Below are 24,055 nucleotides of genomic sequence, written 5' to 3' on the forward strand. Positions count from 1 at the left end.
TCCGGCGCAGCCCGAGGGCTCAGCGAGAAAGGTCGATGCGGAGGAGAGCGCCGGATTCGGTGCCCGCGATCAGTTGTCCCGGGTCGGCCGGAGTGGCGGCCACGGCGGTGAGCGGCTGCGTTTCGAGGACGGCGCAGGCCGCGCCGGTAGCGGGATCGACGCGAATCAATCGGCCGGTGAGGGTGGTGACGTAGAGGATGCCGGTGGGGTCGATCAGCAGGTCATCAGCGAAATCCGGGAGGCCGGGCAGCCGCGAGGACAAGTCGGTCACGGTGGCGCGGGCCGCTGGGTCGTCGAGCGGGATGCGGATGATCCGGCCGAGCGGGCCGCCGTTGGCTGTGACATACAGCGCGCCGTCGTGCACGGCCGCGCCGTTGGCGGCCAGTCCTGCCAGCGGCGCGCCCCACGCGGTGTCGACGGACGCGTCGGGACGGATCTTGACCACGCCGGACACGGTCGCGACGTAGAGGTTGCCGCTCGGGTCGAAGGCCGCGCCGTTGGGCATCGTGTAGCCGGAGACGAAGATCTCCGGCTTCGGCACGGCCGCCGCCGGATCGAACCGGACCACGCCGCCCGGCCGGACGACGCTGACCGGCGCGTCACCGTAGACGACATACAGCAGCCCGTCGGGGCCGAGCCGGACCGCGCCGGGGAATTCCACCGGAACGGTCGCGGTCAGCGTGCCCGCGGCGTCGTAGCGCTGGACCTCGTTGCGATAGAGCCGCGAGACCCACAGGTTGCCCTGCGCGTCGTAACCCAGATTCTCCGACCAGTCGAGCACCGGAACGAGCGCCGGAACGGCCGTGACCGCCACCGCGGGGTCGCAGGCGGCGACCGGCGGCGCGGCGCCCGCGCCCGGCGCGAGTATCGCGGTGAGTGTCGACGTCGCGGCGGACAGAAGAAGAGCGCCTGGACGGTGGAGGATTCTCAACGCGGGCACCTCGGGCTCGGGTAGGTGGGGGTCGCCGCGGATCCTAACCGCTCTCGACGCCGCATCGTGCGGTCCCATCCGCGACACGATCTTTGGCACTATCGGTGAATGCCATTCTTCGACGGCGCGCGCGGCCGGATGCACTATCGGCGGTGGTCGACCGAGAACTCCTCGTGCACCGTGGTGCTGCTGCCCGGAATCGGCCAGCACAGCGGGCACTACCATCGTTTCGCGCGCGCCTTGCAACCCAGCGGGGCGCAGGTATGGGCGTTGGACACCGCCGGGCACGGGTTGAGCGAGGGCGATCCGAAACGGCCCGGCACGCTGGCCGAACTGGTGGCGGACGCGCTGCGGCTGGTCGAGCTGGCTCGCGCGGATCGGCCGCTGATCTTGATGGGCCATTCGCTCGGCGCGGTGACCGCGCTGGGCATGCTCGGCGCGGCGGTGCCGGATCCGGCCGATGCGACAACGCATTCGACGGTATTGGAACGGGACTGCCCGCTGCGGCCCGCGTTGCACGCAGGCGCTCTGGCGGGCCTGGTGCTGTCGGGCGTTCCGAAGCGCGCGCTGGGCGGTGGTGCGCCGGGCGCGCCGGGAACGCCACTGCCACGCGAACTTCCGGTGCTCGCCGTGCACGGTGTGGACGATCGGCGCGCGCCGATCGATGCGATCAGGGTCTGGACTAGCCGCCACGAATCGGTAGATTTACGGGAGTACATCGACGCAGGGCACGACCTGTTGCACGAGCCGGTGCACGCGCGGGTCACTGCCGACATCGCGGATTGGATGCAGGGTGTCGTCGTGGGGTTGGCACGACATCCGTGAACCGCTCTTCGGACGAGGAAGGGGGACGGCGCAGATGCCATCACAGGAGAACGGGTTCGGCGGGGAGCCGCCCGCGGAGGTCACCGCACCCGGTGTCGATATCGCCGCACTGAATCGAGCGGTCGACGACGGCTCGCTGTGGATCGACGGCCTCTTGGTCGCCGACGGCGCGCACGAACGCTGCGCGCGCCAGTACGAGTTGCTCGCCGACCGGGTCGAAGAGCAGATCCGCATCCTCAGCGCCGCCACCGGGCTGCCGGGATTCGGCGGCTTCGCCTCCGGCGACGCGCTGCGCGCCGGTTTCGAGCGCAAAGCCGACGGCGCGATTACGCGATTGACCGGATACGCCTCCGCCGCAAGGGATCTCGCCCAGACTTTCCGCGCCGCGGCCGCCACCTACCAGCAGGCCGACGAAGCGCTCGCGCAGGCGGTCGAACGGATCGACGTGACGGGAGCCGCGCATGCGTGAGATGCCACGCGCAGGCGAGCGGGCCACCCACCGGCGCACCGACCCCTCGTACGCGCCGAACGTCGAGGTGTTCGACAACCTCACACACAGCGAGATCCACGCCAAGGTGCAGCTGCTGGACCCGGCGGTGCTCTCGGGCGGCAGGCAGGCCTGGAGCGACGCGGCGGCGCACCTCGCCGACGCGGTCTTCCAGGCGCACAACGAGATTCGCGCGGTCATCGCCGACGGCTGGCGCGGCTCCGCGGCGAAGAGCGCGGACGCGGTGGTGCGCGTGTTCGAACAGAGCGGCCAGGACCTGGCCGACGTGTTCGCGGTGGTCTCGCAGCGTCTCGGGCAAGCGAGCGACGCGGCGGAAGCGCTGCGCGCCGCGGTGACCGAGCCGCCCACCGCGGCACCGGATCTCGCGGGGGCGCTGCTGGATCCGTCCCGGGCGACCAGCAATGTCGAAGGACAGAAGGCGAGTGAGCACGCCCGCCAGGACGTCGTGCGAGCGATGAACGACATCTACGCGGGTGTGTTCGTGCAGACCGGCACCGACGTGCCCGCGTACCCCGACGAAGCGGACCCGTCGGCCGCCACGGCGCCCACCCCCGTACCGGCGAGCAAGCTCGTCGGTACCGTGCAGCCCTCCCCCGACGCGCAGCCGATTGCGCTGGGAACGCACGCGCAGGAACCGAACCGCGCAGCGGAGCGGAGCGCCGGCACGGCGCCCGCCGATCAGGCGCCCGCCGCGGAGACTCCGACCACGTCCGCCGCCGCTGCCGCGCCCGCCGCCGCCCCGATCACGGCCGAGACACCGGCGACGACCGCGCCCAGGGTCGCATCCACCGCTACGACGGCGCTCCCGACGGTGGCGGCGGCCGCATCCCTCCTGCGCACCGCGCCCGCCGCGGCCGCGTCCGGACCGACCACCGCGTCCGCCTCGGCGACGAGCGAGCCCATGACAACGCCCGCCGTACCGGGCGTGGGGAGCCAGGTGCCGCCCGAGGAACAACGCAAGCGCGACGAGCGGCGCAAGAACAACGACGGCGGCGACGCGGCGGTCACCGGCCTGAGCGCGGGCGCGATGGGCGGTCTGATGGGCGGCGCGGTGGCCGCGGTCGACACCCCGCGCGCGGGTTCGAGCGTGGCCGCGAACGCCGTGTCCGCACGCTCGGTGCCGCTCGATGACGAGGACGACGAGTTCGATCTCGACGAGCTCCCCACCTTCCTCGAACCCTCCGACGACGGCGGCGAACTCATCGGATCCCTCGATCCGACCACGCCGCCCGTCCTCGGTGAATGGTCTGAGTACGAGTGAACTGGACGCTGACCCCGGACCAGTTCGCGCTGGCCTGGTCACGCACCGACGGTGATCGCATCCCCTATCCGCTGGCCGTGCGCCTGTCGGCACGCGACAGCGGTGAGCGCGCCGCGCAGCTTCCGGCGCTCGATCACTGGTGTGCCCAGGTGCTGGATGCCGACCTGGAAGCGGCGCTGCGCATCCTCGCCCAGCCGGATCTGCGAGTGGAGGTGTTCGGTCAGCGTGACGCGGCGGCCGGCCCGCCCGCACGGGGAAACGGCGGCCCGCCGTCCGTCGTACCGGCGGAAAGCGAACCGGCGCGCCCGATCCGTATCCTCGGCGCCGCCGCCGGGAACATCGCGGTGGTCGCGGCGCAGCGCCCCGGCGCGACGCCCGACCGTGGCGGCGACGTGCGGCTGTTCGCGGGCAGCTCGAAGAGCCTCTGCGCGCGGATCGTTTCGATGCTTCCGGACAACACTCCCGGCACGCTCCCGCGCATGACCGCTCCGCTGGCCCAGGTCGGTGAAGACAGTCGCAACCTGGTCACCGTTCCGGTCGCCGGGCCCTCCACCTCGTCCCGGATCCGCAAGCTGCTCAGACAGCCGCGGGAAGGTATCGGCCAGATGGTGGTCTCCGCGCGACGCGGCGCGGGTGAACTGCGCCCGTTCGGCGTGCTGTGCTGGATCGATGTCCTCGCCGACGGCCGGTACGCGGTGCGCACCGGCACGGACGTCGATGTCGTCGCGGTGACCGCGGAGGGTTTCGCCGCCCACCTGCGACCGCTCGTCACCGCGGCCGCGCGCACGTCGACGGCTTTCGCCGGGCGTTGAACATCTCGGCGGCCCGTTACGCGGTCAACCGCCTTGTGGGGTCGACCGCCGTCCCACGGCGGGTTCCCAACACCTCCGGCAACGGCGCGACCGGACCGTTTACGGTGTACGAGTGCCACTCTACGAATTCGAAGGCAAACGGCCGCAGGTCGATCCGACGGCGTTCGTCGCGCCGACGGCGACCCTGATCGGTGACGTCCGGGTCGAGGCGGGCGCCTCCATCTGGTACGGCGCGGTGCTGCGGGCGGACCTGGCGCCGATCGTCATCCGGGAACGCGCCAACATCCAGGACAACGCGGTGCTGCACGTGCCGCCGGACGTGCCGATGGAGATCGGGCCCGGCGCGACGATCGCGCACAGCGTGGTCTTCCACGGCGCAGCGGTCGGCGCGGAGGCCATCGTCGGCAACGGGACGACGGTGCTGGATCTGGCCAAGATCGGGGCGGGCAGCATGATCGCCGCCCACTCGCTGGTGCCACCCGGGGCCGAGATTCCCGACGGCGTGCTCGCCGCCGGATCTCCCGCCGAGGTGAAACGGCCGATCGAGGGCACTCAGGCGCAGATGTGGGTGCGGCTCAACCCGGGCTTCTACGCGGAACTGGCGCAGCGTCACCGCAAGGGCATCGTCGAGATCTGACCGCCGTCAGCACAGCAGCGCGGTGACCTCGGCGTCCTCGAGCTGGTGGAAATCCCGGTAGGCGCCGCCGACGCCGCCGAGCGAGCGCGGCACCCACGGGCAGACCACCTCGTCGGCCTCGTCGGCGACCCGGTGCATCGCCTCCGTGGAGGAGACCGGGACGGCGGCGACGACTCGCGCGGGCTGGTGCAGGTGCGCGACCCGGCAGGCGACCACGACCGTGGCGCCGGTCGCCATGCCGTCGTCGACGATCACCACCGTGCGCCCTGCCAGCGGGATCGGCAGCGACGCTCCGCGCAGCACCTGCCTGCGCCGCTCCAGTTCGGCGCGCTCCCGCGCCTCGATCGAGTCGACCTTCCTCGGCGTCAACCCCGTGTGCGCCAGCACATCCGGGTTCAGCACCCGGACCCCGTCCTCGCCGACGGCGCCCAGCGCCAGCTCCGGCTGCCACGGCACACCCAGCTTGCGAACCAGAAGGATGTCGAGGTCACCGCCGATCACCTCGCGCACCGCCGCCGCTACCGGCACTCCGCCGCGCGGCAGACCGAGCACCAGCGGGTTCGACGCGCGTAGGTGTTCCAGATGCTCACCCAGTGCGTGACCGGCCGAGGTCCGATCGGCATACATCATCGATGTCGAACGCTACTCCGGTCCGCGCTCGGTGATCGCGAATCGCCGCAACGCGAGGCTCGGGTTGGCGGTGCGCACCTTGCTCAGGTATGCCAGGTCGATTCCTGCGGTGAGCACGCCCGTTTCGTCGCCGAGTCCGGCGAGCACCGAACCGGCCGGGTCCACGATCATCGACGCGCCGGCGCCCCGGGGTGCGGCCTGATCCGCGGCGGCCACGTACACGGTGTTCTCGATGGCCCGCGCGCGCACCAGCGTGGTCCACTGGTCGACCTTGCCCGGTCCGGGGATCCATTGGGCTGGCAGCAGCAGCACCTGCGCGCCCGCCGCGGCGACCCGGCGGGCGCCTTCGGGGAAGCGCAGATCGAAACAGGTCTGCATGCCGAAAATCACATCACCGACCGCGAAGGTGGCCGGGGCCTCGATCGCGCCCGGCTCGACCACATCGGATTCGAGGTGGCCGAACGCGTCGTAGAGGTGAACCTTCCGATAGCGGGTGACGAGGGATCCGTCGGGGCCGAGCACGACCAGGGTGTTGCGGATGCGGTCGCCGCCGGGAGCGACCTGCTCCACCGTTCCGGCGACCAGGAACACGTCGAACTCGCGCGCGATCTCCCCGAGGCCGGTGACGAATGGGCCGGTCAGAGGCTCGGCGACAGCGACGACCCGCTCGTCGAGCCGGGTGACGGCGAACATCGAATATTCCGGTGCGACGATTACGCGGGCGCCGCGCTCGCGGGCCGTGCGCACGTGCTCGCGCACCGCCGTGAGGTTCGCCGAGGGGTCCGTCGATGGGGCGAACTGGACGACCGCCACGTCCAGCTGATCCGGCGTCGCGTCCTGCCCCGCGGGCGAGTTGTCCAGTTGCATAGGTCTCACCGTATTGGGGCGGTGACCGGTGCGACCAGCACGAGGCAGTAAACTCCTGGTCAATGAGCACCAATCAGGTCGACAGCGTTTCTGGCGACAACGACAGGGACACCGACGGCCCGTCGTTCGCCGATCTGGGCATCGATGACCGCATTCTCGCGGCCATCGCCGATGTCGGTTACGAATCGCCCTCGCCGATCCAGGCGGCGACGATTCCGCCGCTGCTCTCCGGCGCCGACGTCGTCGGTCTCGCACAGACCGGTACCGGCAAGACAGCGGCCTTCGCCATCCCGATCCTGATGGGGCTCGAAGCCACCGGCCGCACCCCGCGCGCCCTGGTGCTCGCCCCGACCCGCGAGCTCGCGATCCAGGTCGCCGAGGCGTTCGGCCGCTACGCCGCGCACATCCCCGGGCTGCATGTGCTGCCCATCTATGGCGGGCAGAGTTACGGCGTGCAGCTGTCGGGCTTGCGCCGCGGCGCGCACGTCGTGGTCGGCACGCCGGGCAGGGTGATCGATCACCTGGAGAAGGGCACGCTCGACCTGTCGCAGTTGCAGTACCTGGTGCTCGACGAAGCCGACGAGATGCTCAAGATGGGCTTCCAGGAGGACGTCGAGCGCATCCTCGCCGACACTCCGTCGGACAAGCAGGTGGCGCTGTTCTCCGCCACCATGCCCGCGGCGATCCGCAAGATCTCCAAGCAGTACCTGCGCGAGCCGGTGGAGATCACGGTCAAGGCCAAGACCTCGACGGCCACCAACATCACCCAGCGCTGGGTGCAGGTCTCGCATCAGCGCAAGCTGGACGCGCTGACCCGGGTGCTCGAGGTCGAGTCGTTCGAGGCGATGATCATCTTCGTCCGCACCAAGCAGGCCACCGAGGAGCTCGCCGAGAAGCTGCGCGCCAGGGGCTTTTCCGCCGCCGCGATCAACGGCGACATCGCGCAGAACCAGCGCGAGCGCACCATCGGCCAGCTCAAGTCGGGCGCCCTGGACATCCTGGTCGCCACCGACGTGGCCGCGCGCGGGCTGGACGTGGACCGCATCTCGCATGTGGTCAACTACGACATCCCGCACGACACCGAGTCCTACGTGCACCGCATCGGCCGCACCGGCCGGGCCGGGCGCAGCGGCGAAGCACTGCTGTTCGTCGCGCCGCGCGAGCGGCACCTGCTCAAGTCGATCGAGCGAGCAACCCGCCACCCGCTGACCGAGATGCAACTGCCCAGCGTGGAAGACGTCAACGCGCAGCGGGTCACCAAGTTCGGCGACGCCATCACCGAGAACCTCACCTCGGCGAATCTTCCGCTGTTCCGCAAACTGATCGAGGACTACGAGCGCGAGCACAACATCCCGCTGGCCGACATCGCCGCGGCGTTGGCGATGGGCTCCTACGACGGCGACACCTTCTTCATGGAGCCCGAGCCGGAGCCGGTCGAGCGCCCGCATCGCGAGCGGACCCCGCGCGAGCGGCCCGTCCGGCACTTCGACGAGGACCGGCAGGGTGGTGCGCACCACCGGGCCACCGGAACCGAGCTGGCGACCTACCGGATCAGCGTGGGCAAGCGGCATCGCGTGGTGCCCGGCGCGATCGTCGGCGCCATCGCCAACGAAGGCGGCCTGCGCCGCAGCGACTTCGGGCACATCAGCATCCGTCCGGACCACAGCCTGGTCGAGCTGCCCGCGCAGCTGCCGGAGGAAACGCTGGAGGCGTTGCGGCGCACCCGGATCAGCGGTGTGCTCATTCAGCTGCAACTGGATCAGGGCCCGCCGCAGCAACGGTCGTTCACCCGTGGTCCGCGCCGCGAGCGCGAGGGCGTCAAGCGGACGGAGCGTCGTAAGCCGCGTTCCTGAGCCGGGGAGGGTAGGCCGAGGTCAGGCGCGCTAGCTACAGTGTTGCGGTCCGTGTGTAATTCGGCGCACGCCGGCAGCGAGTGTCCCGCGAAGACACAGGAGGGCCGCGTTTGTTCGTGTTCGGTGATCGTGTCGTCTGCACCACCGTCGATCTCGTCCGCGCGGCGCACTGCGAGTTCGCGCTGCTGCGCGCCCTCGACGCCGAACTGGGCACCATCCCGGCCGAACCACGAAGCACCTCGGCGAGCCAACAGGCCGCGAGGGGAACCGAGGATGTGCGGCAACGCCTTCTCGCCGACTACCGCGCACGGTTCGGTGGTGCGGTGGTCGAGATCGACCGTCCGCCGGACGAACCGGGCGATCCGGCCCGCCACGTCGCGGCACTGACCGCCGCCCACGCCGACACGGTCGCCGCGTTGCGCTCGGGCGCACACGTGGTGCACGGCGCGACCTTCTTCGACGGCCGGTTCCAGTGCTCCGCCGACTTCCTGGTGCGTGCCGAACACCGCGTTCGCTACACCGTGCACGGCATCGCGCCGACCACCGCGGACCGGGTGGCCGCCGCACTGGAACTCGCCGCCTGCGCCGAGGCCCTCGACCGCTCGGGCGCGCTCACCGCGCCGCTGGTGCGGCTGCACCTGGGCGAGGAGAGCAGCGCCAAGGCGCTGAGCGAGCTGCTTCCGCTGCATCGGGCGCGCAGGCGCAGGGTCGAACGCATCGTGGAGGAGAAGCTCGGCGAACTGCTGCCCGTGCAGTGGGGCGATCCCCGTTATCTCGCTTGCGGCCGCTGCCGCACCTGTGTCGAGGCCCTCTCCGCCGCGCGTGATCTGCTGCTCGTGGCCGGTATGCCGCCCGCGGCGCGCGCCCGGCTACGCGAAGCGGGGGTGAACACTCTCGATCGGCTGGCCACCACGGAGATCGCGGTGCCGGGCGTGCCGCCGCGCACCGTCTCCGCGCTGCGCCGCCAAGCGGAAATCCAGCTGCGGCGCGAAGTTTCGGGCGAGCCCACCTACGCGCTGCTCGACGCGGCCGCGCTCGGGGCGCTGCCCGCGCCCTCCCCCGGCGATCTCTCGCTCACCATCGCGGGCGGCGGGCGCACTCCGCTCGTCGTGGAGGTCGGCGGCCGGGACACGGTGCACCTCTCGCTGCGCGGGCCGAGCGGATCGAGCGAACCCCGCGCTGCCGCCGCCGCGGAACGCCGGGTGCTCGAGCAGGTGCTCGACTATCTGACCCAGCGCCGCCGGATCTATCCCGACCTGCACGTCTACCACTACTCGGCCATGGTGCGCACGGCACTGCTGCGCTGTACCGGACGGCACGGCGTCAACGAAGAACTCGTGGACGAGTTGCTGTGCGACGGCGTCCTCGTCGACCTGTATCCGATCCTTCGTAACGCGCTGCTCATCGGGGAGTCCTCCTACCGGCTCAGCGGGCTGCGGCGACTGCTTCCCGATTCGCCCGCCGCCGAACACGATTGCCACACGGTGCTGCGCTTACGCGATTGGCTGCTCGATCGCGCGGGCGAGCAGCGCATCGCCACGCGGGCCGTGGCGCCGGGGCGGCCGGACGCGTGGTGCGCCGCGGTCCCCGGCGAGCCCGCGCCGCCGCCGTCGTCACGGCCGTCGTCGCTGGAGGCCGCGCTCGCGGAATACGCCGCCGCGCAGGGCGATCCGCAGCACCCCGCCGCGATGATGGCCGCGGCGCTCGGCTATCACCGGCGCGAGCGGCAGCCGCTGTGGTGGGCGCACGCCGACCGGCTCAGCCATCCGGTGGACGAATGGGCCGAGGCTCCCGGGGTTCTGGTCGCCGACTGGGGCACGGTCGACACCAAGTGGCATCGTCGCCCCGACCGCCCGGCGATGCGGCGCTACCTGACCCTCACCGGCCGGATCGGCACCGGTTCGAGCGGCGCACCCGGCCCGAGCACACTCACCCCGGGCACCACCGTCTACACCTTTTACGACCAGCCGATGCCGGACGGCATGGTCACCGGGGCGGGCCTGCGGGCCACCGCGACGGCGACGGTGCTCGGCTGCTCGGTGGACACCGAATTCGACGACACCGTCCGGCTGGAGGAATTGCTGCCCGAGAGTTGCGAACCCTACGACGAACTGCCCTCCGCGATCGCGCCCGGCCTCCCGGACTGGGACGAGAACGCGGAACTGGCGATCGAACTCGCGGCGCAGCAGTTGCTGATGACCCTGCCGGACGCCCCCCGGTCGGCCGTCTTCGACATCCTCGCCCGCCGCCCGCCGCGGCTGCGCGGCGAGGCCAGGTTGCCCGAGGTGCACGGCGACTACGCCGTGGCGATCACCGCCGCGCTGTGCGCCCTCGACGACTCCTACGTCGCCGTGCAGGGCCCGTCGGGCACCGGGAAGACCGCGACCGCCGCGCGGGTGCTGGAGCGGCTGATCACCCGGAACAAGTGGCGGATCGGCATCGTCGCGCGAGCGGCCGCCACCGTGGAGAACCTGCTCGACGCGGTCGTGCGGGCGGGCGTGCTGCCGGAACTGGTCGCCAAGAAGGACGCGGCGGCGGTCGCCCCGGAGTGGGTGGTGATCGACGCCGCCCGCTATCCGCGATTCCTGGACAACGCGATCAGCGGTTGCGTCCTCGGCGGCGATCCGGCCGACTTCGTGAACGAGGATCTGGTGCCGCGTGCGGCCCTCGACCTGCTCGTCGTGGCCGACGCGGGCCGCTTCCCGCTGGCCGAGACCGTCTCCGTCGCGGCGTGCGCACGCAACCTGTTGCTGCTCGGCGACCCGGTCGCGTCGAGCGTATTCGGCGCCCACCCCGCCCCGATCGGCGAATCGGTACTCGGCTGGCTGGCCGAGGGACGCCAGACCTTGCCCACCGAGCGGGGCTACTTCCTGGACCGCACCTGGCGGATGCACCCGGCGGTCTGCGAACCCGTCTCCCGCCTCTACTACGACGGGCGGCTGCGCGCCAACGAGACGGTCACGCTGGCCCGTCGCCTGGACGGCGAGCAGCCCGGCGTGGACACCGTCCTGGTGGACCACTACGGCAACGCCACCGAGTCACCGGCGGAGGCGCGCGAGGTGGTGCGCCGGGTCCGCGCCCTGCTCGGCATGTCCTGGACGATCGGCGCGACCACGCGCAGGCTGCATCCGCACGACATCTTCGTGGTCGCGCCGTACGCCGCTCAGGTGGGGCGCATCCGCACCCTGCTGGCCCGCGCCAAGATCGAGGACGTCCTGGTGGGCACGCCGGATCGCTTCCGCGGCCGGGAGGCGGCGGTGGTGCTGCTGTCCATGACCACCTCCTCCCCCGCCGACGCGCCCTACGGCATGCCGTCGCTGTTGTCGCGCGGCTTGATCCACGCGCTGTGCCGCGCCATGTGGAAGGCGATCGTCATCCGCTCGCCGCTGCTCACCGAGTATCTGCCCGCGAGCACGGACGAACTCGCCGATCTCGGCGCGTTCCTGCGGCTGACCGACGCGGGTCAGCCGAAGCAGACGCCCTCGCCCCGATAGGTCGGCACGCCGACGCGGGAGCCGTCCTCATCGACCAACTGCACGACGTCGAACCGCTCGCACAATTCACCGGCCTTCGCGTGCCGGAACCACACCCGATCGCCGATCCGGAGTTCCGCGGCGCCCGACAGCGGGGTCTGCACCTCACCGGCGCCCTCGGTGCCGAGCAGCTTCAATCCGCGCGGCCACACCGGCTTGGGCACCCGCGACGATCCGGCGGGGCCGGAGGCGATGTAGCCGCCCGCGAAGACGGTAGCGATATCGGCCGCGGGCCTGCGCAGCACGGGCATGGCGAAATAGAGCGCGGGCCTGGGGGTGAACGCCCGGTAGTCGTCGAACAGCGTGGGCACGTACAGCCCGGACCCGGCGGTCACCTCGGTGACGTCCGGATCGGCGACGCTGACCTCGATGGAGCCGCTGCCGCCGCTGTTGACGATCTCGAGTTCACCGGTCACCGAACGAACCGCGTCGAGCACCTGCGCCCGGCGTTTGCGGATCTCCGCCGCCGACGCCCGCTTCACCAAGCGCACCGCGACATTCGAATCAGGAAGCCCCGCGATCTGCGCCTCGTAGGTCATCACGCCCACCACGTCGAAGCCCCGCCGCAGCGCCGCATCCGCCAGGGCGGCCGCCTGCTGCGGCGTGCGGACCGGAGAACGGCGCACACCGAGGTGCAGTGGGCCGACGCGCAGGGACGCGTCGACGTCCAGACAGACCCGTGGCCGTACCCGATCGGTGCCAACGGCGGCGCGGATCAGGTCGAGTTGCTCGGCATCGTCGATCATCAGCGTGATCGATCGCGACGCGATGTCGTCGGCGGCCAGTTCCGCCAGTGCCGCGCGGTCCACGGTCGGATAGCCGAGCAGGACATCGCGCGCTCCGTGGCGCACGAGCCAGAGGGCCTCGCGCAGGGAGTAGGACATGACGCCCGCGAAGCCGCCCGCGGCGGTGAGATCGGCGCCGAGGACTTCGGCGAGCACGGCGCGGCAGCGCACGGATTTACTGGCGACTCGGATCGGGGTGCCCGCCGCGCGACGCACCAGGTCGGCGGCGTTCGCGCGCAGGGTGGGCAGGTCGAGGGCGGCCAGGGGCGGGTCGAGTTCGGCGGTGGCCGCGTGCAGCCCCGCGATCGGCGACGTCTCGGTCACCAGGACAACTCAACCACCAAGTTGGTCAAACGTCCAGTATTTGTCAGATCTCCGCGGCCTTGGTGGCCAGTCCACTGACCATCTCGTCGAGCACCACCAGCATGGTCTCGTCGTTGCAATCGGCCAGCCAGCGCAGGACCGTGCCCTGCACGATCGAGACCACGTTGCAGGCGATCGCCTCCACCGGCTCCAGCCACTGCGTTCCCGACCGCTCGGCACACAGCTTCAAGAACGCGGTGACCTCGGCGTCCTTTTCGCGATAGAACTCCGTCGCGATCGGATCCGGGAAGCAATCGGTCCTGTCCTCCCAGCGCGCGCGCAGCGCCTGCAAGGTCATCTCATACGACTGGATCTGCCTGGCCGGGGTGGCCTTGACCAGCGGCCAGTAGGCACTGACCCCCGCGTGCAGCAACACCCGCAGCGCGCGCAGGCCCGTGTAGTCGAGCGTGGCGGCCGCCGTTTCGACCGCCTCGGTGACGGCGGGGCGTAGCCGGATTTCTGTTATCACTTCTCCACGTGCGCTCAACGACGACTCCCTCTCGGCGAAAGAACTCACGCACCTGCGTCGGCGCGACTCGCTGAACAGGGCGGGCAACACATCGGGAAATACTCGGGCTACCCGGTCCAACGTTCACCAATGGTAGAGCGTTTTCGGGGTTTGAGAACGGGTTCGATGGGCAATTCCGGACTGAAAGAATGTTTTGTTACCCAACCGGGATCGCAGCGCGATCATGCCGTGCCGCCCGGAAATCCCGCTATGACGGGGGATCTGGGCGTTCACCTTCGCCCGGCGGACCGTTGACAACGGTACGGTCCGAGCCGTCGGCAACCCAAATCCTGTGGCAAATGCCACAGCGAAACCGCGCGAATCGGTCAGCATAACGTGCGGGGTTCGATCCGCTCCCGACACCGTTTCGTTCCGCGTGCCCGATAGCCTGGATCGGTGACTCTCTCGCCCCCCGCCGACCAGTACTTCCTCTCCGGCACGTTCAACTTCCGCGACACCGGCGGGCTGCGCACCCACGACGGCGCCAAGGTTCGCCCGGGTGTCCTGCTGCGCTCTGCCCAGCTGAGCGGACTCGACGACGCGGGCCACGCCGCGCTGCGGGAACTGGGCATCAGCGACGTCCACGACCTGCGCGGACAGCGCGAGATCGACCACATCGGCGCCGACCGGCTGCCCGCGGACGTCCGGCTGACCATCACTCCGTTCGACTCCAGGATGGCCGAGGCGCCGCCGCACGAGGCGACCGCGCGGACCGCCTACACGCACATGCTCGAGGTCTACCGGATGTTCCCGGCGCTGCCCGAGGCGCACGCCGCCATCGCTTCGCTCGCCGAGTCCATCCTGCGCGGTGAAGGCGCCGTGCTGGTGCACTGCGCGGCGGGCAAGGACCGCACCGGCTGGGCCGTCGCCACGCTGCTGCGCGCGGTCGGCGTGACCGAGGCCGACGTCCAGGCCGACTACCTGCTCAGCAACGGGGCCGTCCCCGCGCTGCGCGCCCTGATGACGGGCAAACTGCTGGCCGGCGAGGAGTTGTCGATCGACCTGCTCGGCGTGCGCGAGGAGTACCTGGACATCGCCACCGCGTCGATGCGCGAGTTGCACGGCGAACTGGACGGTTACCTCGCGACCATCGGGCTGACGCCCGAGTTGCTCACGCGGCTGCGCGAGCGAATGCTGGAGTGAGAACCGATCACTCGACCGGCACCGCTCCCCTGCGCACCAAGCCGTCGGCGTCGATCGTCACCTGATCGCCGGTGTGGAACCAGGTTCCGGTGAACCGCGCGGCCGTGGTGGTGGGGTCGTTCCAATAGCGCGGGGTCACATTCGGCCCGCGACAGAGCAGTTCGCCGCGGCCCGCCGTCGCCCCAGGCCCCCACAGCGCCAATTCCGTTCCGCCGAAAGGAAACCCGAGCACCGCGGCCGCGTCGGACGAGTCCGCCTGCTCGGCGTGGTCCACCGCGAGACCGATGCCGCTGGTTTCGGTCGCGCCCCACACCGACCACTGCCGGGCCGCGGGGAACACGCCGCGCAGTTCGGCCGTGAGCTCGACGGGAGCGACCGGGGACGCGGCGCGTTCGGCGCGATGACCGGCTTTGCTGATCCGCTCGATGCCCTCGGTGCACAGCCCTTCGGCGCGCAGTTCGGCGAGTTCGGGCAGCAAGCCCGCGAAGATCCGCGGCGTCGCGGAGACCATGTCGATCCGCTCGGCGGCGATCGCCTCGGCCATGCCTCGGGCGTCCCGGGTGAGCACCACGGTGCCGCCGACGGCGAAGGTCGGCAACAGCTGATCGACGCAGCCGCTGGCGTGCGCCAACGGCAGCAGCACCAGGTTGCGCAGGCCATCGGTGGGCAGGTCCAGCGCCGCGACCACCGAGCGCACGGCCGACAGCAGATTCTCGTTGGTCAGCTCGACGCCCTTGGGCGTGCACGTCCCGCTCGTGTAGCTCAGCAGTGCCAGGTCGCCCAGCGCCGCGCCGTCGTCGATGTAGGCGGCGCCGTCGGGCAGCTCGGCGCCCTTGCGGCCGAGCACGAAATCGGCACGGCTGTCGGCGATCACGCGCTCGGCCACCGCCTCGGGCAACCCATCGTGAACCAGCACAGGTACCGCGCCGCTGAGCAAGGCGCCGAGGAATGCCTGCACCCAGCGAGCGCCGGAGGGCATGTGCACGGCGACGCGGTCGCCGTATCCGATGCCGTGCTCCTGCAAGCCGCCCGCGATCCGGGAGGCGCAGTGCCACAGCTCGCGGTAGGTCAGGCGGGGGCCGCCGATCTCCACCACGGCTTCGCGGCTACCGAAGGCGTGCACTTGCAGATCCAGCAGCTCGGTCAGCGCGGGTGTGAGGTTTCCGTAGCGCAGCACCCCGTCGGCGCCACGGGCTAGCGGGTTGTCCCAGGCGTGCGGGCGGGAGAGGGGATATTCGACGAGCAACTGCGACATTCGTCCTCCGCGTGCCTCGAGGTATCAGGCACTGCGACTATATGACGCATGTCACAACTTCGCTGCGATAGGCGATGAACGTGTCCCAGCTGTCACCGCCCCGAGTAGCGGGCCTTCCCCGGACCCTGCTCGAGGAAACTGCGCACCCCGCCCTTCAGGTCCTCGGTGTCGAACAGCGCTCCCGACACCTCGGGCGTCACCGAATCAGCGTGTGCCACACCACCGGAACGCCAGGCCTCGATGATCTTCTTGGTCGCCGCGTTCGCCTTGGTCGGGCCATCGGCCAGCCGGTGGGTCAGCGCTTTCGCCGCCGCGTCGAGGTCTTCGTGCACGGCGTTGACCACGCCCCACTCGGCCATCGTCGCCGCGTCGTAGAGGTCGCCGGTCATCACGAACTCGCGGGCCCGTCCGGAACCCGCGCGTTCGGCGAGGCGCTGCGGCCCGCCCATCGACGGGGTCAGCCCGACCACGATCTCCACCAATCCGAACCGGGCCTTCGGCGCCGCGAGCAGGATGTCGCAGGCGAGCGCGATCTCGAAGGCGGCGGTCAGGGTCAACCCGTGCGCGGCGAACACCACCGGGCACGGCAGCGCCTCCAGCGGGTGGATGATCTGCGCGAACAGGGTGCGCCACAATTCGGCGCCCTGCTCCGGGGTCAGTCCGTCGAAAACGTGCACGTCGACCCCGCCGGACACCACCTTGCCCTCGGCGCGCAGCAGCAGGGCGCGCGGCGGCCGCGCCGACAGCTCGGCGATATCGGCGATCAGCGCGTCCAGCATCGCCCGATCGAAGAGATTGAGCGGCGGATGGGCGAGGGTGAGGGTCGCCACCTCCGCGCCGTCGTCGGTGCGGACACGTTCCAGCCGGGTGGCCTTCGTTTCACTCATCCGGTCAGCGTACGAAATCGATCTGGAAGACTGTCGATGTGACCAAGTCGGCCAGCCAGCGCGGTTCCTACGTCGAACCCGGCGAGTTCAAGAGGGACACGAACTACATCACCACCCGGATCACGGCCGACGGCCGCGACGGCTACCCCGTCGAGCCGGGGCGCTACCGGCTGGTCGCGGCGCGCGCCTGCCCGTGGGCCAATCGAACGCTGATCGTGCGCAGGCTGCTCGGACTCGAGCCGGTGCTCTCGCTCGGACTGTGCGGGCCCACGCACGACAAGCTCAGCTGGACCTTCGATCTGGACCCCGGCGGCGTCGACCCGGTACTCGGCATCCCCCGGCTGCGCGACGCCTATCTGGCCCGGTTCCCGGACTATCCGCGGGGTATCACGGTGCCCGCCGTCGTGGACGTGCCGACCGGGCAGGTCGTCACCAACGACTACGCGCAGATCACGCTCGACTTCTCCACCGAGTGGACCGCGCACCACCGGCCCGGCGCGCCGCAGTTGTACCCGGAGCCGCTGCGCGCGGAGATCGACGAGGTGAACCTCGCGGTGTTCCGCGACGTCAACAACGGCGTCTACCGCTGCGGGTTCGCCGGGGCGCAGGACTCCTACGAGGCCGCCTACGACCGGCTCTTCCACCGCCTGGACATGCTCTCCGAACGCCTTGCCGCGCAACGGTATCTGGTCGGCGACACGATCACCGAGGCCGATGTCCGGCTGTTCACCACATTGGTCCGCTTCGACGCGGTGTATCACGGGCACTTCAAGTGCAACCGGTCCAAGCTCAGTGAGATGCCGGTGCTCTGGGCGTACGCGCGCGATCTGTACCAGACCCCCGGGTTCGGCGACACGATCGACTTCGGGCAGATCAAGACGCACTACTACGTGGTGCACCGCGACATCAACCCGACCGGGATAGTTCCCAAAGGCCCCGATCCGGCGAACTGGCTCACCCCGCACGGCCGGGAGGCCCTCGGCGGCAGGCCGTTCGGTGACGGAACCCCGCCGCCCCCTCCGCCGTCGGGCGAACGCGTGCCCGCGATCGGCACTCCCGCGTAACGGGCGCGTCCGGACGACACCCGTCCGGACGAAAGCGAGGCAGCCGCCGGTGGAACCGATGCGGCTGGGTACTTCGTTGTCATGACGAGCTGACGGCAACCGGTGCCATACAGTTCTACCCAGCAGACCGGAAGAGGAGGATGCCGCCGATGCTCAAAGGCGCGTTCGAGAAGACGGTGGTCGAACTGCTCGACACCGGGTCCCGCCTGCAGGCCCCCGCGGTCGCCAAGTACGTGGACCGAATTCGTCGCTCCCATCCGGATGACAGTCCCGCGCAGATCATCGACCGGCTGGAGAAGCAGTACCTGCTCGCGGTGACCGGCAGCGGCAGCGCGGTCGGCGCGACGGCGGCCGTTCCCGGCGTCGGCACCGTCGCGGCCATCGCCGCCGTCAGCGCGGAGACCACCTTCTTCATGGAGGCCTCGGCGGTGTTCACCCTGGCGGTGGCCGCGGTGCACGGTATCTCGCCGGAGGACCAGGAACAGCGCAGGGCGCTGGTGCTGGCCGTCGTGCTCGGCGAGAGCGGCATGCAGATCGTGCAGAAGAGCGTGGGCAGTTCCGCGAAGAACTGGGGCTCGGCCTTCGCCAACCGCATCCCCGGATTGTCGAGCATGAACGATTCGCTGCTGAAGCGGTTCATCATCCGGTTCATCACCAAGCGCGCCGCGCTGATGGCGGGCAAGGTGCTGCCCGCGGGCATCGGCGCCGTGATCGGCGGCGCGGGCAACCGTGCCCTGGGCAAGGCCACGATCAACAACGCGCGCAAGGCATTCGGGAAGCCGCCTGCCACCTGGCCCGGGCACCTGATCATCGACGCCGATCCGTTCACCGCGATCGACCCGGTCAAGCCGCGACCTCCGGCCGAGCCACGATGAGCGGGACGCTGCCGATCGCGTTCGCGGTCCAGGGACTGACCAAGCGGTACGAACTGGCGACCGCCGTGGCGGACGTCAGCTTCACCGTGCCCTCCGGAGCCATCGCCGCGCTGGTGGGTCCGCGCGGCGCGGGCAAGACCACGATCCTGCGGGTGCTGCTCGGACTGGTCGTCCCCACCTCCGGAACCGCGTCCGTCGGCGGCCCCGGTGCCCGGCGCGACGGCAGGGGCTCCGCGAGCGTGATCGGCGGCGTCCTCGCGCGCCGCGGACTGCCTCCGGCCCGTACCGCGCGAGAGCACCTCTGGATCCACGCCGCCGCGGCGAACGTCGCCGACAGCCGGGTGACCGAGGTACTCGACCTGGTGGGGCTGGACGGGCACGCCACGACCAAGACCGGCGTCCTGTCGATCGGGCAGCAGACCAGGCTGGCCCTGGCCACCGCGCTGCTCGCCGATCCTCCGCTGCTGGTGCTCGACGATCCGATGGACGGGCTCGACGCCGCCGAACGCGGCTGGCTGCACGACTTCCTGCGCGGGCACACCCGCCGCGGCGGCAGTGTCCTGTTGACCAGCGAGAGCCTCGGCGCCGTTCTGCCCGCCGCCGACCAGCTGGTCGTCCTGAACGAGGGCACGGTGGTGTACCAGGGCACTCCGGCGCGGCTGCGGCGCGGGCACCCGGACCGTCTGGTGGTCGCGGCGTCCACGCCCATCGCGCTGGCCACCATGCTCGCGGCACAGGGATTCACCGACGCGGTGATCCGGCCGGACGGTCGCCTCGCCGTCGCCGAAGCGAGCGAAGCGCAGATCCGCGCGGCCGCCACCGCGGCGCAGGTGCGCATCGATAGCATCGTCGCCGACCCGATCCATCCCGACCGCGTGCTCGCGTCGCTGACCAAACCCACCGCCGTGCCCGCGCCGCACTATCCGGGTCTCGCCGCGCCCGGCGCCCAGCCACCCTCGCCGACGCCCTACGGAATCCCACGATGATCACCATCCTGCCCGCGGACCTGGTGCCGAACGTCAACTCCGAGGTGCGCAAGGTCGTCACGATGCCGCGCGCCAGGACGCTCGCCGCCGCGCTGCTCGCCGTGACACTGTTCGCGAGCCTCGTGTCGGCGAGCCTGGCCGGGCCGCCGGATCCGCGCGGCCAGCCCGCCACCGGCGCGGCGACGATCGGGCTCTACGTCGCGCTGGCGCTGGTCGTGCTCGCGGCCGCGGTCTTCGGAGCGGTGGGCACCGGCGCCGAGTACCGGTACCACAGCATGGCGGTGACCGCTCTGTTCACCGCGGACCGCGACCGGCTCGCCGCCGGGAAATTCCTGGTCATCGGGTGTTCTGCGCTGGCGGCGGCGGTAGCGGTCGAGCTGGTGTCGGTCGGGGCCCTGTTCGGCGTCGGACACGGCAAGGTCGCCGTCACCGGGGAGTTCTTCGCGGTACTCGGCGGTGGGCTGCTCGCGGCGGTCTGCTGGTCGCTGATCGGCGCGAGCGCGGGCATCCTGCTGCAATCCTCGACCAGAGCCGTGCCGCTGCTGCTCGGCTGGATCGTGCTCGCCGAACCCTTGATCTGGCTGATCGCCCGCGGCCTCGGCATTCCGGGCGTGGTCACCCTGCTGCCCGTCTCCGCGACCGTCGGCACCGTGGCGGTGGGTTCCTACCCCGACAGCGATCTACTCGCCCCGACCCCGGCCGCCGTCGTGGTCTTGCTGCTGTGGACCATCGGCCTGGGCGCCGCGAGCTGGTGGAGTCTGCGCACCCGCGACCTGTGATCCGCGGCTGGTAGGGAACAACGGCTTGTCGGCCGGTGTCGGTACCGTCGATGACGAACGCGGTACGACAAAGGGGGCGAGCGAACGACGTGGACGGGGGACGTAGACCCGGCTGGATACGCAGGCTGTGGGCGGAATGCCTACCGCACCGCGCGGTGCTGGGCGGACTGGCGGCGGCCGTGGCCGGCGGGGCGGTCGTCGAGACCGCTGGGCCGCTGCTGACGAAACGGGCCGTCGACGCGGCGGGGATCGGTGACACGGCGGCGATCAGCGCCGTGGCCGGACTGATCCTGATACTGGCCGTCAGCCGGTCCGCGGCCGGGTTCGGGCGGCGCTGGCTGGCCGGGCGACTGTCCCTGGACGTGCAGCACACGCTGCGCGTGCAACTGCTGGGCGCCTTGCAGCGGCTGGACGGCGTCGGACAGGACACGCTGCGCACCGGGCAGGTGGTCTCGCGCTCGATCACCGATCTCCAGCTGGTCCAGGGCCTGCTGGCGATGGTGCCGCTCTCGGGCATGGCACTGCTGGAGTTCGGCCTGGCCGCCGCGGTCATGATCTGGCTGTCCCCGCCGCTGGCGGCCGTCGCGCTGCTGGTGGTCCCCGCGATCGGCGTGGTGGTCTACCGCATGCGGCCGCGCCTGCACGCGGCGACCTGGTCGGCGCAGCAGCGCGCCGCCGATCTCGCCCAGCACGTCGAGGAGACGGTCACCGGCGTGCGGGTGGTCAAAGGGTTCGGCCAGGAAGCGCGCATGGTCGATCTGCTCGAGCGGCACGGGCGCAAGCTGTTCGCGGAGCGGATGCGCGCCGCGCGGATCGATGCCGGGTTCGCGCCGTCGGTCGCGACGATTCCGCAGATCGGCATGGTCGCCGTCATCGCGCTCGGTGGACTGCTGGCGCTGCACGGCAGCATCGGCATCGGCACCTTCGTCGCGTTCGCCGCGTATGTCGCCGTCATGACCGGCACCGCGCGCATCCTCTCCTCTGTGATCGTCATGGCCCAGCTGACCAGGGCAGCGGCCGAGCGGGTGTTCCAGGTGATCGACACCGCGCCGGTCATCGCCGAGCCCGACCACCCGGTGGAACTGCCGGACGGACCGCTCGGCATCGAGATCGATGCGCTGAGCTTCGGTTTCGACCCCGACCGGCCGGTACTGCGCGAGCTGGATCTGCGCGTACGGCCCGGCGAGACGGTGGCGGTCATCGGCCCGGCGGGGTCGGGCAAGTCCACGCTCGCCCTGCTGCTCCCCCGCTTCTACGCGCCGGACGCGGGCAGTATCCGGCTGTTCACCGACGCCACCGCGTCGCACGCAGGCTCCGACACCCGGGCGAACCCGCCCGCCGGGACCCACACCGCCGAAACGGTCGGCGTCGACATCGCCGACGTGCGCGCCGCCGACCTGCGCGCCGCCATCGGCGTCGTCTTCGACGATCCGTTCTTGTTCTCCGACACCATCGCGGCCAATATCGCGCTCGGACGGCCGGAAGCCACCGACGAGGAGATCCGGCAGGCCGCCGTCCAGGCCGCGGCCGACGATTTCATCGCCGAACTGCCCGACGGCTACGACACGGTGGTGGGCGAGCGCGGCCTTACCCTCTCCGGCGGTCAGCGCCAGCGGATCGCGCTGGCCAGAACGCTGCTGGCCCGCCCGCGCATCCTGGTGCTCGACGACGCCACCTCCGCGGTGGACGCGGTCACCGAAGCCGCCATCTTCGATGCCCTGCCCGACAACGGTGGACGGACCACGCTGATCCTCGCGCACCGGGAGTCGACGCTGGCCCACGCCGACCGCGTGATCCGGTTGCCCGCTCCCGCCGGGCACCTCGCTGCCGAGCCGGACCCGGCCGCCACGCCGGTCCCCCGGGGGCGAGCGCTCGACGGTCCCTCCGGTCGCCGCTTCGGCAGCGCGGCGGCCGACATCAGCGAGACACCCGAGCTGCGCAAGACCATCGGGCTCCTCCCGCCCGCCACCGAGCAGCCGGGCATGGACGCGGAGCGGCTCCGCGAGCCGGATCCGGCGTTCCGGCTCACCCGTTTACTGCGGCCGGTCCGCGCGTTGGTCCTGACGGTGATCGCGCTGCTGGCCGCGGACGCGATCATCGCGATCGCCTTCCCGCCGCTGGTGCGCTACGCCATCGACGGCGGCGTGCTCGGCGACGACGCCGGGGCGCTGGTCCGCGCGGCGCTGCTCGGCACGATCCTGGCCGGGGCGGGCTGGGCGGTCGGCGCGGCCACCACGATGCTCACCGCACGCACCGGGGAACGGGTGCTGTTCGCCCTGCGTGTGCGCAGCTTCGCGCACCTGCAACGGCTCGGCCTGGACTACTACGAGCGCGAGCTGTCCGGGCGGATCATGACGCGGATGACCACCGACGTCGACGCGCTGTCGACCTTCTTGCAGACCGGAGTCGCCACCAGCCTGATCGGCCTGCTGACGTTGGTCGGCATCACGGCCGCGCTGCTGGTCATCGACGTCTCACTGGCGCTGGCCGTGCTGTCGACGGTGCCCGCCCTGGCGATCGCGACGGTGCTGTTCCGGCGGGTGTCGTCCACCGCCTACACCGTGTCGCGCGAGCATGTGTCGGCGGTCAACGCCGACTTCCAGGAGAACGTGACGGGCCTGCGCGCGGTGCAGGCCAACCGGCACGAGCCACGCGCCGCCCGTCGATTCGCCGAGTACTCCCAGCGTTACCGCAACAGCCGGTTGCGGGCGCAGCGGGCGATCGCGCTGTATTTCGCGTTCGTCGTCGGATGGGCGGACGTGGCCTTGGCGGTGGTGGTGTACTTCGGGGCCCGCGAAGTCGCCACCGGCGCCACCAGCGCGGGCACGCTGGTGGCTTTCGTGCTGTATCTGGAGCTGCTGTTCGTGCCGATCCTGCAGCTGTCCCAGGTCTTCGACAATTACCAGCAGGCCAGGGTCGGCCTACGGCGGATCGGGGACCTGCTGCGCACGCCCTCCTCGATCGCCGCCGATCCGGCCGACCCGGTGCCCATCGACGGCGGGCTGCGCGGTGAGGTGATGTTCGACGACGTCCGCTTCCACTACGCGGGCAGTCGCGTTCCCGCGCTGGACGGCGTCTCGCTGCACATTCCGGCGGGCTCCACCCTGGCCCTGGTCGGGCCGACGGGCGCGGGCAAGTCGACCGTCGTCAAGCTGCTGGCACGGCTGTACGACCTGCCCCCGGACGCCGGTTCCGCCGGTGAAGCAGGGCCTGCGGCCGCCGCACCGAAAAGCGAAGCCGGAGTGGCCGCGGATGCCCCAGGCGCGATCCGGGTGGACGGCGTCGACGTGCGCGACTACCGCCTCGCCCAGTACCGCTCTCGGCTGGGCATCGTCCCCCAGGAAGCTCACCTGTTCACCGGCGACGTGGCGAGCAACATTGCATTCGGGAAACCATTTGCCACACCCGAGGAGATCGCCGCGGCCGCCGCCGCGGTGGGCGCGACGGAGATGATCGCCGCCCTTCCGCTGGGGATGAACCAGCCGGTCGGTGAGCGCGGGCGCGGCCTGTCGGCCGGGCAGCGGCAGCTGATCGCCCTCGCCCGCGCCGAACT

General features: G+C 71.1%; 20 protein-coding genes. 13 read left to right on the forward strand and 7 right to left on the reverse strand.

What is annotated here, in order from left to right:
• Nucleotides 1-19 precede the first annotated feature (19 nt).
• Nucleotides 20-931, reverse strand: a complete 912-nt coding sequence (locus tag ON29_RS22905; RefSeq protein ID WP_040869393.1) for an NHL repeat-containing protein — start codon at nucleotides 929-931, stop codon at nucleotides 20-22.
• Between the two features lie 108 nt (nucleotides 932-1,039).
• Here ON29_RS22905 and ON29_RS22910 point away from each other — a divergent pair, with 108 nt between their 5' ends.
• The 5 genes from ON29_RS22910 (at nucleotide 1,040) to ON29_RS22930 (ending at nucleotide 4,974) form a co-directional block, all read left to right on the forward strand.
• Nucleotides 1,040-1,756, forward strand: coding sequence for an alpha/beta hydrolase (locus ON29_RS22910; RefSeq protein ID WP_040869337.1), 717 nt, complete (start codon nucleotides 1,040-1,042; stop codon nucleotides 1,754-1,756).
• A gap of 34 nt (nucleotides 1,757-1,790) precedes the next feature.
• Entirely contained in the window at nucleotides 1,791-2,225 is a 435-nt protein-coding gene (locus ON29_RS22915) for a hypothetical protein (protein WP_040869339.1), read from the forward strand.
• Nucleotides 2,218-3,525: a WXG100 family type VII secretion target gene (locus ON29_RS22920; RefSeq protein WP_157172867.1), complete on the forward strand. Its 1,308-nt coding sequence runs from the start codon at nucleotides 2,218-2,220 to the stop codon at nucleotides 3,523-3,525. Before ON29_RS22915 ends, ON29_RS22920 begins: the two co-directional genes overlap by 8 nt.
• Nucleotides 3,522-4,337, forward strand: a complete 816-nt coding sequence (locus tag ON29_RS22925; RefSeq protein ID WP_040869342.1) for an ESX secretion-associated protein EspG — start codon at nucleotides 3,522-3,524, stop codon at nucleotides 4,335-4,337. Before ON29_RS22920 ends, ON29_RS22925 begins: the two co-directional genes overlap by 4 nt.
• Nucleotides 4,338-4,449: 112 nt before the next feature.
• Nucleotides 4,450-4,974, forward strand: a complete 525-nt coding sequence (locus ON29_RS22930; protein WP_040869343.1) for a gamma carbonic anhydrase family protein — start codon at nucleotides 4,450-4,452, stop codon at nucleotides 4,972-4,974.
• Nucleotides 4,975-4,980: 6 nt separating this feature from the next.
• Here the strand turns inward: ON29_RS22930 and ON29_RS22935 are convergent, their stop codons facing one another.
• Entirely contained in the window at nucleotides 4,981-5,604 is a 624-nt protein-coding gene (locus ON29_RS22935; protein ID WP_040869345.1) for a phosphoribosyltransferase, read from the reverse strand.
• Nucleotides 5,605-5,616: 12 nt separating this feature from the next.
• Nucleotides 5,617-6,471, reverse strand: a complete 855-nt coding sequence (locus ON29_RS22940; protein ID WP_051175492.1) for a carbon-nitrogen hydrolase family protein — start codon at nucleotides 6,469-6,471, stop codon at nucleotides 5,617-5,619.
• Between the two features lie 62 nt (nucleotides 6,472-6,533).
• Between ON29_RS22940 and ON29_RS22945 the strand changes: the two genes are divergently transcribed.
• Together ON29_RS22945 and ON29_RS22950 are read left to right on the forward strand one after the other, a co-directional pair.
• Nucleotides 6,534-8,324, forward strand: a complete 1,791-nt coding sequence (locus tag ON29_RS22945; protein ID WP_040869347.1) for a DEAD/DEAH box helicase — start codon at nucleotides 6,534-6,536, stop codon at nucleotides 8,322-8,324.
• 116 nt (nucleotides 8,325-8,440) lie between these two features.
• Complete coding sequence (locus ON29_RS22950) at nucleotides 8,441-11,818, forward strand: AAA domain-containing protein (RefSeq protein ID WP_245549073.1); 3,378 nt, start codon at nucleotides 8,441-8,443, stop codon at nucleotides 11,816-11,818.
• Here the strand turns inward: ON29_RS22950 and ON29_RS22955 are convergent.
• Together ON29_RS22955 and ON29_RS22960 are read right to left on the reverse strand one after the other, a co-directional pair.
• Complete coding sequence (locus ON29_RS22955; protein ID WP_040869350.1) at nucleotides 11,788-12,966, reverse strand: alanine racemase; 1,179 nt, start codon at nucleotides 12,964-12,966, stop codon at nucleotides 11,788-11,790. The two genes, ON29_RS22950 and ON29_RS22955, sit on opposite strands and share 31 nt — an antisense overlap.
• A 43-nt stretch (nucleotides 12,967-13,009) precedes the next feature.
• Nucleotides 13,010-13,492, reverse strand: a complete 483-nt coding sequence (locus ON29_RS22960; protein ID WP_040869353.1) for a hypothetical protein — start codon at nucleotides 13,490-13,492, stop codon at nucleotides 13,010-13,012.
• Between the two features lie 417 nt (nucleotides 13,493-13,909).
• On the opposite strand from ON29_RS22960, the gene ON29_RS22965 reads away from it, so the two are divergent.
• Complete coding sequence (locus ON29_RS22965; protein ID WP_040869355.1) at nucleotides 13,910-14,656, forward strand: tyrosine-protein phosphatase; 747 nt, start codon at nucleotides 13,910-13,912, stop codon at nucleotides 14,654-14,656.
• A gap of 7 nt (nucleotides 14,657-14,663) precedes the next feature.
• Here ON29_RS22965 and ON29_RS22970 read toward each other — a convergent pair whose 3' ends face one another.
• Complete coding sequence (locus ON29_RS22970) at nucleotides 14,664-15,911, reverse strand: class I adenylate-forming enzyme family protein (protein WP_040869356.1); 1,248 nt, start codon at nucleotides 15,909-15,911, stop codon at nucleotides 14,664-14,666.
• Between the two features lie 92 nt (nucleotides 15,912-16,003).
• The gene (locus ON29_RS22975) at nucleotides 16,004-16,798 is read right to left on the reverse strand and encodes an enoyl-CoA hydratase/isomerase family protein (protein WP_040869357.1); all 795 of its coding nucleotides are present in this window, start codon (nucleotides 16,796-16,798) and stop codon (nucleotides 16,004-16,006) included.
• A 38-nt stretch (nucleotides 16,799-16,836) separates the two neighbouring features.
• Here ON29_RS22975 and ON29_RS22980 point away from each other — a divergent pair, with 38 nt between their 5' ends.
• The 5 genes from ON29_RS22980 to ON29_RS23000 all read left to right on the forward strand — a co-directional run.
• The gene (locus ON29_RS22980; protein WP_040869358.1) at nucleotides 16,837-17,862 is read left to right on the forward strand and encodes a glutathione S-transferase family protein; all 1,026 of its coding nucleotides are present in this window, start codon (nucleotides 16,837-16,839) and stop codon (nucleotides 17,860-17,862) included.
• A 149-nt stretch (nucleotides 17,863-18,011) separates the two neighbouring features.
• Nucleotides 18,012-18,737, forward strand: coding sequence for a hypothetical protein (locus tag ON29_RS22985; RefSeq protein WP_051175493.1), 726 nt, complete (start codon nucleotides 18,012-18,014; stop codon nucleotides 18,735-18,737).
• Nucleotides 18,734-19,723 (forward strand): ABC transporter ATP-binding protein, encoded by a 990-nt coding sequence (locus tag ON29_RS22990; RefSeq protein WP_040869362.1) that lies wholly within the window; start codon nucleotides 18,734-18,736, stop codon nucleotides 19,721-19,723. The genes ON29_RS22985 and ON29_RS22990 overlap by 4 nt, the downstream gene beginning before the upstream one ends.
• Nucleotides 19,720-20,502, forward strand: a complete 783-nt coding sequence (locus ON29_RS22995) for an ABC transporter permease (RefSeq protein ID WP_040869364.1) — start codon at nucleotides 19,720-19,722, stop codon at nucleotides 20,500-20,502. Before ON29_RS22990 ends, ON29_RS22995 begins: the two co-directional genes overlap by 4 nt.
• Nucleotides 20,503-20,552: 50 nt before the next feature.
• The coding region (locus ON29_RS23000) for an ABC transporter ATP-binding protein (RefSeq protein ID WP_051175499.1) at nucleotides 20,553-24,055 on the forward strand (3,503 nt) is incomplete at its 3' end.

Source organism: Nocardia exalbida NBRC 100660 (genome assembly GCF_000308575.1).
GTDB lineage: Bacteria > Actinomycetota > Actinomycetes > Mycobacteriales > Mycobacteriaceae > Nocardia > Nocardia exalbida.

What these genes read in the sequence shown, in the direction of transcription:
- ON29_RS22945 (WP_040869347.1), top strand. Translation starts at nt 6,534, where the DNA reads ATGAGCACCAATCAGGTCGACAGCGTTTCTGGCGACAACGACAGGGAC.
- ON29_RS22940 (WP_051175492.1), bottom strand. Translation starts at nt 6,471, where the DNA reads ATGCAACTGGACAACTCGCCCGCGGGGCAGGACGCGACGCCGGATCAG.
- ON29_RS22920 (WP_157172867.1), top strand. Translation starts at nt 2,218, where the DNA reads ATGCGTGAGATGCCACGCGCAGGCGAGCGGGCCACCCACCGGCGCACC.
- ON29_RS22990 (WP_040869362.1), top strand. Translation starts at nt 18,734, where the DNA reads ATGAGCGGGACGCTGCCGATCGCGTTCGCGGTCCAGGGACTGACCAAG.
- ON29_RS22970 (WP_040869356.1), bottom strand. Translation starts at nt 15,911, where the DNA reads ATGTCGCAGTTGCTCGTCGAATATCCCCTCTCCCGCCCGCACGCCTGG.
- ON29_RS22910 (WP_040869337.1), top strand. Translation starts at nt 1,040, where the DNA reads ATGCCATTCTTCGACGGCGCGCGCGGCCGGATGCACTATCGGCGGTGG.
- ON29_RS22995 (WP_040869364.1), top strand. Translation starts at nt 19,720, where the DNA reads ATGATCACCATCCTGCCCGCGGACCTGGTGCCGAACGTCAACTCCGAG.
- ON29_RS22985 (WP_051175493.1), top strand. Translation starts at nt 18,012, where the DNA reads ATGCTCAAAGGCGCGTTCGAGAAGACGGTGGTCGAACTGCTCGACACC.
- ON29_RS22935 (WP_040869345.1), bottom strand. Translation starts at nt 5,604, where the DNA reads ATGATGTATGCCGATCGGACCTCGGCCGGTCACGCACTGGGTGAGCAT.
- ON29_RS22915 (WP_040869339.1), top strand. Translation starts at nt 1,791, where the DNA reads ATGCCATCACAGGAGAACGGGTTCGGCGGGGAGCCGCCCGCGGAGGTC.
- ON29_RS22975 (WP_040869357.1), bottom strand. Translation starts at nt 16,798, where the DNA reads ATGAGTGAAACGAAGGCCACCCGGCTGGAACGTGTCCGCACCGACGAC.